Below are 13,903 nucleotides of genomic sequence, written 5' to 3' on the forward strand. Positions count from 1 at the left end.
AGCTTAACATAAATATGCTATCGAATCTTCTTCGTTACTAAAATCAACCTTTATAGATTCTTGTAAAGAAGTAGACAAAGAAATTCCTTTAAAGTCTGCTTTTACAGGATATTCTTTATGATTACGATTTACCAAAACTGCTGTTTTAAAAGAAGCTAAAGAAACATTTAAGAAATGCTTAACTCCATAAATAAGTGTTTTTCCAGAGTTTAAAACATCATCTATTAAAACAATATGTTTGTCAGTATAATTTTCTTTAGAAATACTAGTTTCTATGGTGTTTAGAGGATTTTTCTTGTCTAATATTACTTCACATAAAGTAATTTTTAAATCAGAAATTTGCTCTAAATGATCTTTAATGTGTTCAGCAAAAATAAATCCATTACCATTAATTCCTGCTAAAATAATTTCGTCAACATCACAATGGCTTTCTAAAATTTGAAAAGCAATTCTTCTTGTTTTTTGTGTGATTTCTTGATGATTTAAAATAATGGACTTGTTCATATAATAATGAATTTAATTTTCGGTATTAAAGTTATTGTTTTCTTGGTAGTCATCTATATCTCTACGATCTTTTTTACTAGGTCTACCTGCACCTTTTTGACGGTAATAATCTTTAGAATATTTTAATAAATCTAAATGATCAAAAGCTTCTTTAGGAGTGGTGTCTCTTCTGTATAAATCTACCAATTTAGCACCAACTCTGTTAGGCGGAACGTCTAAAACTTCTAGCTGATAATTGATTTGGTTTTTGCGAACAATTAATTTTTCACCAATATATACGTCTTTAGAAGGTTTGGCATTAACATTGTTAATCTTAACATGACCTTTTTTACATGCCTCAGTTGCTATAGATCGAGTCTTAAACATTCTAATGGCCCATAAATATTTGTCAATTCGCATGTGTTATTTTTGTTTGTTTCTTTCCGCTAAGATATGAAAATTGTAAATTGCGTCTTCTAAAACGTTCAATAATGAATTTTAAAAAATTATGTTTTGCCCTAGTGGCAACAATTATAGTAAGTTGTGAAGATACAAACTCTTTTGAGCCGTTTGATCACGCTGCACAATATGTAATAGAAAAACCAATAATAGATGAGTATATAACAACTCATTACTATGATGATGCCACCAAAGAAATTAAAGAAATAGATGCCACTCAAACACCTTTAAAAGATGATCCAAATTTACAAGAGCTGGAAACGAATGTAAATGGTGTAGATTATGTGATGTATTCTTATGTATATGAACAAGGATTAAACGAAGATGCAGGTAATCAAGACGAAGGTGTTGTAAAAGGAAGTCCTGATGCTGACGATGCTGTTAATATTGCATATAAACTTTCTTCTTTGAAAAAAGATGCTGATGGAAATGAAATTGTATACCAAGAAAGTGACTTAAATGATACCTTTTTATATTTAGATAGATTAATAGAAGGATGGAAAGTAGGTTTAGCTGTTTTTAGAGGAGGTTTTGCCAGTGAACCAGATCCAGAGTTACCAAGGGAATATTCTGGAACGGGAAAAGGATTTATGATTATTCCTTCGGGATTAGCATATCAAAATTCTGGAAGTGGGGCCATTAGTCCTAATGAGTCTTTGATTTTTAAAATAGACTTAAGACTAGTAGTTTCTTACGGAGAAGATTTATAGTCAATAATAAAATAAATTTTATAAAAAGCATCTGTTTCATCTAACAGATGTTTTTTTATTTTTCAGCTATTTTCATTAGTTTGCTCACTGTTTTTATATTCCTAGTAGTAGCTGTAACTTTTAATTGTTTTTCAAAATAATTGTTGTTTAGTTTAGAATCGCTATATTTTGTAGCATATTGAATATAAATAACATCATTTTTAAGAATTAAAGCATCCGCTCCATTATTTACGTTGTTTACTTGTTCCTCATCAGGAACTGATGATAGAAAAGTAACATAATCATTTTTTTCTCTGATATTAAATGGATAATCATCATATATGTTTTTAAACTCATTTAAAGTGTAAGCAAAAGCCTTGATATCATATTTATATTCTTTTAAAATGATTTCAGAAAATAAATCACTTACCTCTTTGGTCTCTTGCAAGCTACTTTCCACTACAAAATTCCCGCTTTGTATATAACTTTTAACGACAGATAATTTGGGGTTTTCTAAAAGAATGTCCACAAAGTCCTTCATGATTATTTTGTGTTTTCCACTAACGTTAATACCTCTTAAGAATACTACATATATCATAGTAAATAAATTTTATCAATATTTAAAAGTATGATTTATATTAGTTTTTACAGGATTTAATTATCTTACTTTTGTTATAAAAATAATTACATTATGAGTAAAGCTATTTACATTGCAGCATCCCATTCAAACAGTGGAAAATCTATTGTAACTTTAGGTTTGATGAGGTTGCTGTTAGGAAAAACAACAAAAGTAGGTTACTTAAAACCCATAATTACGGTAGCAAAAAACAAGAAAGATTTTCATATAGAAACCATTATTTCTCATTTTGATTTAGATATAGATTATCAAGATGCTTTTGTATTTACGGGTAAAGAAGTCATCGCTAAAAGAAATCAAGGGAAAATTGGGGATGTGATTGATACTATTATCAAACAATATAAAAAAATGGAATCTAAATATGATTTTATATTGGTAGAAGGAACAGATTTTGAAGGAGATGCTACTTCTGTAGAAGCAGAATTAAATGTAGATATAGCTAAGAATTTAGGGATTCCAGTATTAATCATTAGCAAAGCTTCTAAAGGTTCAGTAGATAATACTATTGAAAACACAAAGTTGATTTATGATACTTTTCAAAATGGAGATGTAGAGGTTTTATCGGTGATTGTAAATAAAGTAAGTAAAGAAAACTTAAACAAAACAGAAAAACGTCTTTCAGGAATAGTACCCAAATCAGTAGTGACTTGTGCAGTGCCATTTTCTAATAAATTATCAAATCCTACGGTTGCAGAAATTGTAAGAGAGTTAGATGCAGAAGTCATGTTTGGGGCATCGGGACTAAACAATCCTATTAGTGCATATGGGGTAGGAGCCATGCAGTTAAGAAACCATTTAGAACATTATGTAGAAGATTATTTGGTGGTAACACCGGGTGATAGAGCTGATATTATTTTAGGGTCTTTACAAGCCAATAGTTCTAAAAATTACCCTAAAGTAGCAGGAATTGTGCTAACAGGAGGTTTAAAACCCGAAGCAACTATTTTAAGGTTGATTGATGGATTGTCTGATATTGTTCCTATTTTATCTGTAAAAACGGGAACGTTTGAAACTGCTACCAATGTAGCCAATGTTCAAGCTCAGATTTATTCTGAAAACACCGATAAAATTTTAGCATCCTTAAGAATTTTTAACAAATACGTACCTACAGAAGAATTAACCAATAAGTTAATCAAATTTGAAACCAAAGGAATGACTCCTAAAATGTTTCAATATAATATGGTAGATAGGGCTCAGAAACATAAAAAGAAGGTGGTTTTACCAGAAGGAAATGATCCTAGAGTTTTAGAAGCAGCAGCAATGTTAGCTACTTTAAATATTGTAGATGTTACACTCTTGGGGGATTTAGAAGAACTAAAATTAAAAGCTGAAAAAATAGGAATTGCGATTAACTTTGATAAAATTAAAGTTATAAATCCAGCAAAGTCCGAGTATTTTGAAGATTTTGTGAATACTTTTTATGAATTAAGAAAACACAAAGGCGTAAATATAGACATGGCTCGTGATACCATGACAGATGTGTCTTATTTTGGAACCATGATGGTGCACAAAGGGTTGGTAGATGGAATGGTTTCGGGAGCTGTAAACACCACACAACATACTATTAGACCAGCATTACAGTTTATTAAAACCAAACCAAATGTGTCGGTTGTATCGTCTGTTTTCTTTATGTGTATGGAGAATAGAGTCTCTGTTTTTGGAGATTGTGCTATCAACCCAGATCCTACAGCAGAGCAATTGGCAGAAATTGCTATTTCTTCAGCAGATTCCGCCGCTAATTTTGGAATAGAACCAAGAGTGGCTATGTTGTCTTATTCTTCTGGTTCCTCAGGAAAAGGAGCACAAGTAGATAAAGTTCGTACAGCAACAGAAATTGTAAAAGCAAAACGTCCAGATTTAAAAATAGAAGGACCTATTCAGTATGATGCTGCGGTTGATCCTGGGGTAGCAAAAAGTAAAATGCCAGATTCTGAAGTGGCAGGAAAAGCGACAGTCTTAATATTTCCTGATTTAAATACTGGAAATAATACATACAAGGCCATTCAGAGAGAAACAGGAGCGTTGGCTATTGGTCCAATGTTGCAAGGGTTAAACAAACCCGTAAACGATTTAAGTAGAGGTTGTACCGTAGATGATATTTTTAACACAGTTATTATCACAGCCATTCAAGCACAAGAATTATAGAATATGAATGTATTAGTTATCAATTCAGGGAGTTCTTCTCTAAAGTATCAAATGATAGAAATGCCATCAGAAAATGTGGTGTGCAACGGATTAATAGAGCGTATAGGACAACAAAACTCAAAATTTGTATACAATCCTATCAATGGAGAAGGAGTTGAGGTAGAAAGTGCTATTGCGACTCATAAAGAAGGGTTGTCTAAGTTAGTTTCTTATTTATTGGATGAAAGAATTGGAGTGTTAAAAACCACAGATGATTTAAAACTTATTGGACATAGAGTTGTTCATGGAGGAAGTACATTTTCTAAGACAAGATTGGTGACTCCTGAGGTGAAATCAAAAATTAAAGATTTATTTTCTTTAGCTCCTTTGCATAATCCAGCCAATTTATTAGGGATAGAAGTTTGTGAAGAGTTGTTTCCAGCAGCCAAACAAATTGTAGTTTTTGATACGGCTTTTCATCAAACCATGCCATCTATAGCTTATAAATACGCTTTACCTAAGCAAATTTCCGAAGAAAAAAAGATTCGTGTTTATGGATTCCATGGAACGAGTCATAAATATGTATCCGAAAAAGCCAATGAATTCTTGGGGACTACCAATACCAAATTAATTACGTTGCATATTGGGAATGGAGCTTCGGTATCAGCCGTAGAAAATGGAAAATGTGTGGATCATTCTATGGGATTTTCTCCAACAACAGGATTGGTGATGGGAACTAGAACAGGAGATATAGATCCATCTGTAGTATTACATTTGATTAAAAACTTAGGATATTCTGTTGATGAAGTAAGTAATATCTTAAATAAGGAAAGCGGCATGTTAGGAATGACAGGTTATTCAGATTTTAGAGATTTAATCAGCCAATCACAAAATGGAAATTCGGATTGTACTGAGGCTTTAGAATTATATGCCTATAGAGTAAAAAAATATATTGGAGCTTATGTAGCGGCTATGAATGGATTAGATGCGCTTGTTTTTACTGCTGGGGCAGGAGAAAACAGTGTCGATTTAAGAAAATTAATTTGTAATCAATTATCGTATTTAGGAATTGAATTAGATGATAATTTAAACAATATTAGAGCTAAAGAATTGGTTGAAGTACAAACAAAACAATCAAAAGTTAAAATAATCATCATTCCAACAAATGAAGAATTAGAAATAGCAAAACAGTGTTATGAGTTGATTTAAAAAAACTTTCTAATAATTTTATAAAAAAGGTTTACTACATAAGTGTGGTAAACCTTTTTCTTTTTGTTTAGATAATGTTTTGTTAATATTGAGTTCTTGGCTTTGGTTGCATTATTGTTTTTGATGTTGTATATAATTAAAAAACAAAAAATGTTATGAAAAAAGTATTACTTAGTGTGTTGTTTTTAGCAACTATGGGCATGTTTGCTCAAGAAACGGAATTTGAATCACCTTATTCAAAAGGGAATTTTACCATAGGTGGAAGTATTAATACTTATGATTCCGATAATGAAACTGAAGATGGAGATACTTCAGAAAGTAAAGGTTATTCTATAAATCCAACAATAGGTTATTTTATTAAAGACAATTTATTGATTGGTATTAACGGAAGGTATATTAAGGTAAAAAATACAAGACTCTCAAATCAGGTTGAAAGTACCAATGAATCTGATAATTATAGAGTAGGGGTGTTCGCAGAAAAATATTATAAGATTTATAAGAGTTTCTTTTTAAGCTTATCTAGTGAGTTTAATTATTCTAATAACGATAATGAAGGAGTAAAAAGTAGAAACTACAATTTAAGCATAGCACCCAATATTAGTTGTGTAATTAATAAGCATATATCTATAAAAGTAGGATTTAATAATATTTTAGGATATTCATATAGAACATATGATACTGAATTCATTAGTGGTAACTCTAGTGCTCTAACTACAAGTTTAGGAGATTCCGATTTATCGGTTGGGTTTAGATATTTTTTCTAAATTTTAAATAAAAACCTCGATAGAAATTCCTGTCGAGGTTTTTATGATTATTCTTTGCAGAATTAGGTTATAAAAATAAATTATTTAGTTCTAGATCTACTTCCATGAATGATACTTGTATTCATTAAAATAATATCATAAATAATTTTATTATTAAAAACTACACAATATGTGTGGAACTCACGTTTTTTATATTTCCATGTTAACTTTAAAAGCTTCGTTTGTTTATCAAAAATATAGTTCGATATAAAGTAAAATTTCTGTGCAATAATATTATATTGTTTTTTTATAGACATCTCAGAGAATAATACTAAATCTATGGTGGATTTAACATTATAGTTGTCTTGTAACATTTCTTTTTTGCTTTTGTCATCAAAAACTGATACTGGAATCAATTGTAAACTATCAATAGGCATGTTTAAGAAGTCTTGAGCATTTAAATCTCCTTCTTTATCTAATAGATTATAGCTAATTAGTTTCAAATTTGGATTATTAAAGATTGTAGATTGATGCTCTTTAATATAGTCAAGATGTGTTTTCCAATGTTTTAGAGCTTCTTTAAAATTCTCGTTAAAAATTGTAGAGGTATTATTTGTTTGAGAATAACTAATGTTATTATTTATTAAAATAATTACTAAAACTAAAATATACTTTTTCATACTAATTAATTTAAATTATTAGAGTTTATATAAGCTGATGTTTGATCAAAAGTTGTACTTCCACTGCTGGAATTAGAATAAGTAAAACTACCCCCTTGAAAGCTTAAGTTGATTGTTACAGTACTAAATGGGTTTTTAAGCGTTAGTGCGACAGCTAATGCGTATTCACAATAACCAGGACCAGTAGCCGGAGTGAATGGTTTAAATTGAATTATTCTAGCCTCAGATGTTGCAGCACCAAAACTTGATCCTTTAGCGTAATGATCAGCATTATATGTAGTAATGTACTTATCACAATTTAGATGGCTTTGAAAACCTGTAACAGTAATATTACTATAAGCAGTTGCAGCTGGTTGGTTATAGAATGGTACTTGAAGTATATGGTCTACTTCGTCATAATAACTTATAGGTTGATCAGTCATATTTTCTTTTGCAGTACATGTGTCACCTAAGTTATATATTTTACTTTTTTTGTTATGTGATTTTTTTGAGTTAGAAGTTAAAATATAATAGTTAGATAATATATCATCATATAATAATTCCCCTTTTTTAAAATATGTTATAGTGTTATATTCTTTTTCTTTAATTAACCACCTGAGATTAAATAATTTGATGTTTGGGTTTTCTTTAGTAATTTTTTTTATAAATTCTTTCTTTTTAATAATGTAGTCATTTTTGGTTTTGTTTTCAGTTATGTGAAATGAATATTGGTTTAATTCGTTACGATTATATATTGTAGAATTTTGACCATTAAAATCAATACGATTAAGAATAATTGTGGTTTCATTATCAAAGTTTTCAATAACTCTGTTTTTATAAGTGTTATTAAATTTCTTATATGATATAAGTTTAATATTGTTCATTTTCAATAAACTATCTTTATCATTTAAAACATAATTAAGTACTTCTGTCTCTGTTGAAAGTTCATTTACTTGTTTAATATGAGTGTCACATGTAGATATTATGTCTTGACTATCAAAGTTTTCTTCAGAACAATTAACTAAAGCAATGAATAGAATAGAATAGAATAGAATAGAATAGAATAGAATAGAATTTTTTATTTAAAACTAATATTTTTATTATAGATATACAAATTCAAATATAAAATCTAGTTTTTAATCAGTTAAGTAAAATCTTGTAGGTTAATAAAATATTTACTTAGGGATTATTTTTAACTGTTTTAATCTGTATCAAGTCTACCAAAAAGGCAAATAGCATAGAGAAATAAATATATCCTTTAGGAATTTCAAAATGCAATCCTTCTCCAATTAGTGAGACTCCAATCATCATTAAAAAACAAAGTGCTAATATTTTAAATGAAATATGTTTGTTGATAAAATTCACAATAGGTTTAGAAGCAAAAATCATAATTAAAACACTCACAATAATAGCAGCATACATCACATATAAATTACTGACCATTCCCACAGCAGTTATAATAGAGTCTATAGAAAACACAATATCTAACAATAATATTTCAATTAGTAAATTTCTAAAAGTAGGGTTCTTCACTACTTTATCAGGATTGTTTTGATGATTCTCTGTATGATGAAATATTTCTGTACTTGCTTTGTAAAGTAAAAAGACACCTCCACCAAACAATATGAGGTTCTTTCCGCTAAAACCAATACCTAACACAGTAAATAACGCATTGTCTAATCTTAAAATCCATGAAACAACTGTTAGTAAACCAATTCTAATAACGGCTGCTAGTGATAATCCTATAACACGAAGTTTATCCCTTTTTTCTTCAGGAAGTTTGTCAGTTAAAATGGAGATGAAAATAATATTATCTATTCCTAATACGACCTCTAAAAACACCAAAGTGATTAGTGGGATGATAATTTCTTGCAACATAGTTTAGTTTTTCTAGTCAAATTTAAGCAAATAAAAAACCCTCTAACAAAAGTTAGAGGGTTAAAATATAAGCAAGATGTTATTTTAAATTTATTTTACTTTTTCGACGATGGCCTTAAAAGCTTCTGGGTTGTTCATCGCTAAATCTGCTAAAACCTTACGGTTTAATTCGATATTATTAGCTTTTACTTTTCCCATAAACTGAGAATAAGACAATCCATGAATACGAGCACCAGCGTTGATACGAGTAATCCATAATCCACGGAAACTTCTTTTCTTGTTTTTTCTATCACGGTAAGAATAGCTCATTGCTTTCTCAACCGCATTTTTTGCTACTGTGTAAACGTTTTTACGTCTTCCAAAGTAACCTTTTGCTTGCTTCAAGATTTTTTTTCTTCTATTTCTTGAAGCTACTGAATTTACTGATCTAGGCATAATTTCAATGTTTTTTGTAGTAAGGCGATTTTCAATTACGAATTCTCAATTAGTAATTACGAATGTATCATTCGTAACTCGTAATTCAATAATTATTAATTCTTAAAGCCCACTCCATGGTTAATAATTTAATATTCCCTTTTAAACTTAAATTACTTTAAGTTTAATTGATTTTTGATGTTTGACTCATCACTTTTGTGAACTAACCCATCATGAGTTAATTTCAACTTACGTTTCTTAGACTTCTTTGTTAAGATGTGACTTTTGAAAGCGTGTTTTCTTTTTAATTTTCCAGTACCAGTTACTTTGAATCTCTTCTTAGCACTTGATTTTGTTTTTAATTTAGGCATCTCTCTTTAAGTTTTAATTCTTGCTTATTTTATTTTTTTAGTCATAAAAGTTAAAAGTCTGTCAAGTATTAAAGTCTACAGTGCGTAAACTTTTAACTTTATTACTTTTTAAAACTTTGTAAACTAGTATTTACTTTTTTACTTTCGGAGCAAGAAACATAATCATACGTTTACCTTCTAATTTAGGCATTTGTTCTACTTTACCATATTCTTCTAACTCTTGAGCTAATTTTAATAATAAAATTTGCCCTTGGTCTTTAAATATAATAGAACGTCCTTTAAAGAATACGTACGCTTTTAATTTTGCACCATCTTGTAAAAACTTGATAGCGTGTTTCTTTTTAAACTCGTAATCGTGTTCATCTGTTTGAGGTCCAAAACGAATTTCTTTTACAGTTACTTTAGAAGCTTTCGCTTTGATAACTTTATCACGTTTCTTTTGCTCATACAAGAACTTCTTATAATCTATAATTTTACAAACAGGAGGAACTGCTTTTGGAGAAATTTCTACCAAATCTAATTCTTGTTCCTTTGCTATTTGCTTTGCTTTGGCAAGAGGGTAAACACCTACTTCAATGTTTTCTCCAACCAAACGTACCTCATCCACGTAACGAATGTGTTCGTTAATTCTGTGTGGATTTTCTTTAATAACTCTTGCAGGTCCTTTAGACCTTCTTCTCTTAATTGCTATGGCTTTATCTTTTTACTCTCATATTGCTATGAGAAATTAAACTCTTATTTATTAAATGCTACTAAGGTTTTGGCTACTTCATCAGACACATGTTTAATGAAATCTTGTATTGAAAAAGTTCCCAAATCTCCTTCTCCGTGTTTTCTTACGGATACGCTTTCTTCTCCTTCTTCTTTTTCCCCTACAATAATCATGTATGGAACCTTACTAACCTCTGCATCTCTAATCTTTCGACCTGTCTTCTCACTTCGGTCGTCAATTAGCGTGCGAATTTCGGAATTTTCTAGCAATCCTGAAACTTTTTCGGCATATTTCTGATATTTCTCACTGATTGGTAGGATGATAACTTGCTCAGGCATTAACCAAAGAGGGAAATTACCTCCTGTATGCTCTAATAACACTGCAATAAAACGTTCCATTGATCCAAAAGGAGCACGGTGAATCATTACTGGTCTGTGCTCTGCATTGTCAGAACCTTTGTAAGTTAAGTCAAATCTTTCAGGTAAATTGTAATCTACTTGAATAGTTCCCAATTGCCAACTTCTTCCTAAGGCATCTTTTACCATAAAGTCTAACTTAGGTCCGTAGAAAGCAGCTTCACCGGTTTCTATCACGTAGTTTAATCCTTTTTCTTTAGCTGCATTGATGATTGCATTTTCAGCTTTGTTCCAATTTTCATCAGAACCAATATATTTAGATGGATTTTCAGGATCTCTTAACGATACTTGTGCAGTAAAGTCTTCAAAACCTAAAGAACCAAATACATATAATACCAAATCAATTACATCTTTAAATTCTTGGTCTAATTGATCTGGAGTACAGAAAATATGTGCATCATCTTGTGTAAAACAACGTACACGAGTCATACCGTGTAATTCTCCACTTTGTTCGTATCTGTAAACTGTACCAAATTCTGCATAACGCTTTGGTAGTTCTTTATATGACCAAGGTTTATAATTATAAACTTCACAGTGATGTGGACAGTTCATTGGTTTTAACAAGAACTCTTCATCCATTTTTGGAGTTTTGATAGGCTGAAAACTATCTTCACCATATTTTTCATAGTGTCCAGAAGTTACATATAACTCTTTTTGACCAATATGAGGAGTCATCACCATTTCATAACCTGCTTTTTTCTGAGCTTTCTTTAAAAAGTCTTCTAATCTACTTCTTAAAGCAGCTCCTTTAGGTAACCACAAAGGCAATCCTTGTCCTACTTTTTGAGAAAAAGTAAACAATTCTAATTCTTTTCCTAATTTACGGTGGTCACGTTGTTTGGCTAATTCTAACAACTCTAAATATTCAGTTAACATTTTGGCTTTAGGGAATGAAATTCCATAAATACGAGTTAACTGAGGATTTTTCTCATCACCTCTCCAATAAGCACCTGCAGCACTCATTACTTTTACAGCTTTTAGAATTCCAGTGTTTGGAATATGACCTCCACGACATAAGTCAGTAAAATCATCATGATCACAGAAAGTAATTTCTCCATCATTTAAGTTTTCTATCAACTCAACTTTAAAAGGATTTCCTTCTTCTTTGTATTTAGCCAAAGCATCTGCTTTAGAAACTTCACGTAAAGTAAATTCGTGTTTTCCTCTAGCCAATTCTAAAAAACGTTGTTCAATTTTAGGAAAGTCGGTTTCAGAAACTTTGTGTTCCCCAAAATCAATGTCGTAGTAAAAACCATTTTCAATAGCAGGACCAATGGTTAGTTTTACTCCAGGATATAATTGTTGAATAGCTTGAGCTAAAACGTGAGCAGAAGAGTGCCAAAAAGCTTTTTTACCTTCTGGTTGCTCAAATGTATATAAGGTTAAGTTACCGTCTGTGGTTAATGGGGTTTTGGTTTCAACGGTGGTTCCGTTAAAGCTTGCAGAAATTACATTTCTTGCTAAACCATGGCTAATGCTCATAGCCACATCCATTGGAGTACTGTTTTTTTCGTACTCTCTTACACTTCCATCGGGTAAAGTAATATTAATCATTATAAATATTTTTTGCTGAGCAAAGATACATTTAAAGTATAAAGTACAAAAGTATATAGAACAAAGTATTGGGGCTAAGAAACTTGTTTTTTGGTAAAGAATTTATCTTAAAATTTTAACCTTATTTTTACAAGATCAGATTCTTTGAGATGTAAATTATACAATTTTTGAATAAAAAAAACTATTTTTGAAAAGCTACGAGAAGAGACTGGGCATATTAATTAAATATTTTTGATGAATGTAGTGACTAAAATTAACAAATGGTTTATAAAATATAAACCCTATTTTTTTTCTTATTCTAACGGTTTTTTTAAACTATTTTACCTAGCAAACTCTCCAGAATTAATAGTTGAAAGTAATATTAAATATCCTTTTGTTAAACACGATGCTGAAAGACAATTGACTTATTGTGATAACTCCTTTGTTAAATCTAGAATTGGTTATGTAGAACTTGAAAAGGGATTGTGGTGTATTAATTCTCATATTTATTTTAAGAACAATCTTTCATTTACTCCTATATATGATGAATCGGAAACATCAACCTATTATTGTTTAATTATTAATGAGGTTAAAAATGAATATCCTTCTAAGTATTATAAGATCAATAATATTGTAGTAAAAAATTATTCATTGAGTTTTCTAAGACCCAAAATAAAATTTGAAAATTTTCATTTCAAAGGAGCTACAGAGAATTTATATCAAATATATTTTGATAAGGCTTGGTATGAAAATAATATTAAAACATTACCAAATTTACCTGCATCAGTTATTGAGTTGTTTGAAAATAAAAATGTAGACTTTATTAACTATGCTATCAATATTGAAGAGTTTAGAACAGTTTATAATGAGTTTTACAATGCTTTTAATTCAGATACAAAACCAAATTATATCTCGCTAAAAAAAACGACTTATGCTTTTTTTGAATTGTTTTTAGAGAATTATGAACATGCTGTAGTTTCCAAAACATCAAAATTAAAAAGTAAGGATAGAATTCTTTTGAAAAATGTAGAAGACTATTTGTTGGATCACTTACTTGAAAAATTTATGGGAATTGAAGAAATTGCTGAGATGTTTAAAGTTTCTCCAACTAAATTAAAAAAAGATTTTAAAGCTTTATATGGCACTACCATTTATGGGTATTTTAAGGAAAAACAAATGAAACTAGCCTTACAAATACTTAACAAACAAGATTGTAAAATTAAAGAACTAGCTACTATGTTTCATTATGAAAATTATAGTAAATTCTCAAAAGCATTTTTAAATACCAATGGTTTTTTACCCTCAGAAACCCCTAAAAAACTTAAAAATGTCTTTTAGGGATACAAAAGTCTTTTTGGGGTATAGTTGATAAGTCTTAGTATAGCATCTTTGCATAGATAACTTAAGTGTTAAGATGAGTATAAAATTTTAAAACATTTTATACTTATATATAATATCCTCAATTTTCAAAACTTGCTATGAGATTGATTAAGAAGTAAAAGTCAAATTTATTTCGTTTAAAAAGCTGTTAAAATTCGTTTTAACAGCTTTTTTGTTAGAATAAACAAATTGAATT

15 protein-coding genes are annotated in these 13,903 nt (G+C 29.8%); 5 read left to right on the forward strand and 10 right to left on the reverse strand.

Features of this window, described 5'->3' with window-relative positions; translation table 11 throughout:
- Positions 1-3: 3 nt before the first annotated feature.
- Together QVZ41_RS06270 and QVZ41_RS06275 are read right to left on the reverse strand one after the other, a co-directional pair.
- On the reverse strand, positions 4-504 hold the full coding sequence (locus QVZ41_RS06270; RefSeq protein WP_302883696.1) for a phosphoribosyltransferase family protein: 501 nt from the start codon (positions 502-504) through the stop codon (positions 4-6).
- Positions 505-516: 12 nt separating this feature from the next.
- Positions 517-903: an RNA-binding S4 domain-containing protein gene (locus QVZ41_RS06275; RefSeq protein WP_302883697.1), complete on the reverse strand. Its 387-nt coding sequence runs from the start codon at positions 901-903 to the stop codon at positions 517-519.
- Between the two features lie 71 nt (positions 904-974).
- Here QVZ41_RS06275 and QVZ41_RS06280 point away from each other — a divergent pair, with 71 nt between their 5' ends.
- Positions 975-1,652, forward strand: a complete 678-nt coding sequence (locus tag QVZ41_RS06280) for an FKBP-type peptidyl-prolyl cis-trans isomerase (protein ID WP_302883698.1) — start codon at positions 975-977, stop codon at positions 1,650-1,652.
- Between the two features lie 55 nt (positions 1,653-1,707).
- On the opposite strand, the gene QVZ41_RS06285 is transcribed toward QVZ41_RS06280, so the two are convergent.
- On the reverse strand, positions 1,708-2,229 hold the full coding sequence (locus QVZ41_RS06285) for a DUF1697 domain-containing protein (RefSeq protein ID WP_302883699.1): 522 nt from the start codon (positions 2,227-2,229) through the stop codon (positions 1,708-1,710).
- Positions 2,230-2,322: 93 nt separating this feature from the next.
- Here QVZ41_RS06285 and pta point away from each other — a divergent pair, with 93 nt between their 5' ends.
- The 3 genes from pta (at position 2,323) to QVZ41_RS06300 (ending at position 6,365) form a co-directional block, all read left to right on the forward strand.
- Positions 2,323-4,413 carry a phosphate acetyltransferase gene (gene pta, locus QVZ41_RS06290; RefSeq protein ID WP_302883700.1) on the forward strand — a complete coding sequence of 697 codons (2,091 nt, stop codon included), beginning with the start codon at positions 2,323-2,325 and terminating at the stop codon, positions 4,411-4,413.
- A gap of 3 nt (positions 4,414-4,416) precedes the next feature.
- On the forward strand, positions 4,417-5,601 hold the full coding sequence (locus QVZ41_RS06295; protein WP_302883701.1) for an acetate/propionate family kinase: 1,185 nt from the start codon (positions 4,417-4,419) through the stop codon (positions 5,599-5,601).
- 155 nt (positions 5,602-5,756) lie between these two features.
- Positions 5,757-6,365 carry a hypothetical protein gene (locus QVZ41_RS06300; protein ID WP_302883702.1) on the forward strand — a complete coding sequence of 203 codons (609 nt, stop codon included), beginning with the start codon at positions 5,757-5,759 and terminating at the stop codon, positions 6,363-6,365.
- Between the two features lie 80 nt (positions 6,366-6,445).
- On the opposite strand, the gene QVZ41_RS06305 is transcribed toward QVZ41_RS06300, so the two are convergent.
- From QVZ41_RS06305 to thrS, 7 genes are all read right to left on the reverse strand, one after another.
- Positions 6,446-7,024 (reverse strand): hypothetical protein, encoded by a 579-nt coding sequence (locus QVZ41_RS06305; protein WP_302883703.1) that lies wholly within the window; start codon positions 7,022-7,024, stop codon positions 6,446-6,448.
- Positions 7,025-7,029: 5 nt separating this feature from the next.
- A complete protein-coding gene (locus tag QVZ41_RS06310) occupies positions 7,030-7,887 on the reverse strand; it encodes a hypothetical protein (protein WP_302883704.1) in 858 nt (285 codons plus the stop codon).
- A 295-nt stretch (positions 7,888-8,182) separates the two neighbouring features.
- Positions 8,183-8,881, reverse strand: a complete 699-nt coding sequence (locus QVZ41_RS06315; protein WP_302883705.1) for a TerC family protein — start codon at positions 8,879-8,881, stop codon at positions 8,183-8,185.
- Between the two features lie 90 nt (positions 8,882-8,971).
- On the reverse strand, positions 8,972-9,316 hold the full coding sequence (gene rplT / locus QVZ41_RS06320) for a 50S ribosomal protein L20 (RefSeq protein WP_302883706.1): 345 nt from the start codon (positions 9,314-9,316) through the stop codon (positions 8,972-8,974).
- Between the two features lie 152 nt (positions 9,317-9,468).
- The gene (rpmI, locus tag QVZ41_RS06325; RefSeq protein ID WP_068824420.1) at positions 9,469-9,666 is read right to left on the reverse strand and encodes a 50S ribosomal protein L35; all 198 of its coding nucleotides are present in this window, start codon (positions 9,664-9,666) and stop codon (positions 9,469-9,471) included.
- A gap of 130 nt (positions 9,667-9,796) precedes the next feature.
- Positions 9,797-10,315 carry a translation initiation factor IF-3 gene (gene infC, locus QVZ41_RS06330; protein WP_073121368.1) on the reverse strand — a complete coding sequence of 173 codons (519 nt, stop codon included), beginning with the start codon at positions 10,313-10,315 and terminating at the stop codon, positions 9,797-9,799.
- Positions 10,316-10,401: 86 nt separating this feature from the next.
- A complete protein-coding gene (gene thrS / locus QVZ41_RS06335; RefSeq protein WP_302883707.1) occupies positions 10,402-12,348 on the reverse strand; it encodes a threonine--tRNA ligase in 1,947 nt (648 codons plus the stop codon).
- 234 nt (positions 12,349-12,582) lie between these two features.
- Here thrS and QVZ41_RS06340 point away from each other — a divergent pair, with 234 nt between their 5' ends.
- On the forward strand, positions 12,583-13,665 hold the full coding sequence (locus QVZ41_RS06340) for a helix-turn-helix domain-containing protein (RefSeq protein ID WP_302883708.1): 1,083 nt from the start codon (positions 12,583-12,585) through the stop codon (positions 13,663-13,665).
- Positions 13,666-13,903: the final 238 nt, after the last annotated feature.

Source organism: Wenyingzhuangia gilva, assembly GCF_030519655.1.
Taxonomy (GTDB): Bacteria; Bacteroidota; Bacteroidia; order Flavobacteriales; family Flavobacteriaceae; genus Wenyingzhuangia; species Wenyingzhuangia gilva.

Bases quoted from the DNA above. Each gene is read 5' to 3' on its own strand.
- QVZ41_RS06315 (WP_302883705.1), bottom strand. From the start codon at position 8,881: ATGTTGCAAGAAATTATCATCCCACTAATCACTTTGGTGTTTTTAGAG.
- pta (WP_302883700.1), top strand. From the start codon at position 2,323: ATGAGTAAAGCTATTTACATTGCAGCATCCCATTCAAACAGTGGAAAA.
- QVZ41_RS06305 (WP_302883703.1), bottom strand. From the start codon at position 7,024: ATGAAAAAGTATATTTTAGTTTTAGTAATTATTTTAATAAATAATAAC.
- QVZ41_RS06310 (WP_302883704.1), bottom strand. From the start codon at position 7,887: ATGAACAATATTAAACTTATATCATATAAGAAATTTAATAACACTTAT.
- QVZ41_RS06300 (WP_302883702.1), top strand. From the start codon at position 5,757: ATGAAAAAAGTATTACTTAGTGTGTTGTTTTTAGCAACTATGGGCATG.
- rpmI (WP_068824420.1), bottom strand. From the start codon at position 9,666: ATGCCTAAATTAAAAACAAAATCAAGTGCTAAGAAGAGATTCAAAGTA.
- rplT (WP_302883706.1), bottom strand. From the start codon at position 9,316: ATGCCTAGATCAGTAAATTCAGTAGCTTCAAGAAATAGAAGAAAAAAA.
- QVZ41_RS06285 (WP_302883699.1), bottom strand. From the start codon at position 2,229: ATGATATATGTAGTATTCTTAAGAGGTATTAACGTTAGTGGAAAACAC.
- QVZ41_RS06275 (WP_302883697.1), bottom strand. From the start codon at position 903: ATGCGAATTGACAAATATTTATGGGCCATTAGAATGTTTAAGACTCGA.
- QVZ41_RS06270 (WP_302883696.1), bottom strand. From the start codon at position 504: ATGAACAAGTCCATTATTTTAAATCATCAAGAAATCACACAAAAAACA.
- QVZ41_RS06340 (WP_302883708.1), top strand. From the start codon at position 12,583: ATGAATGTAGTGACTAAAATTAACAAATGGTTTATAAAATATAAACCC.
- QVZ41_RS06295 (WP_302883701.1), top strand. From the start codon at position 4,417: ATGAATGTATTAGTTATCAATTCAGGGAGTTCTTCTCTAAAGTATCAA.
- QVZ41_RS06280 (WP_302883698.1), top strand. From the start codon at position 975: ATGAATTTTAAAAAATTATGTTTTGCCCTAGTGGCAACAATTATAGTA.
- thrS (WP_302883707.1), bottom strand. From the start codon at position 12,348: ATGATTAATATTACTTTACCCGATGGAAGTGTAAGAGAGTACGAAAAA.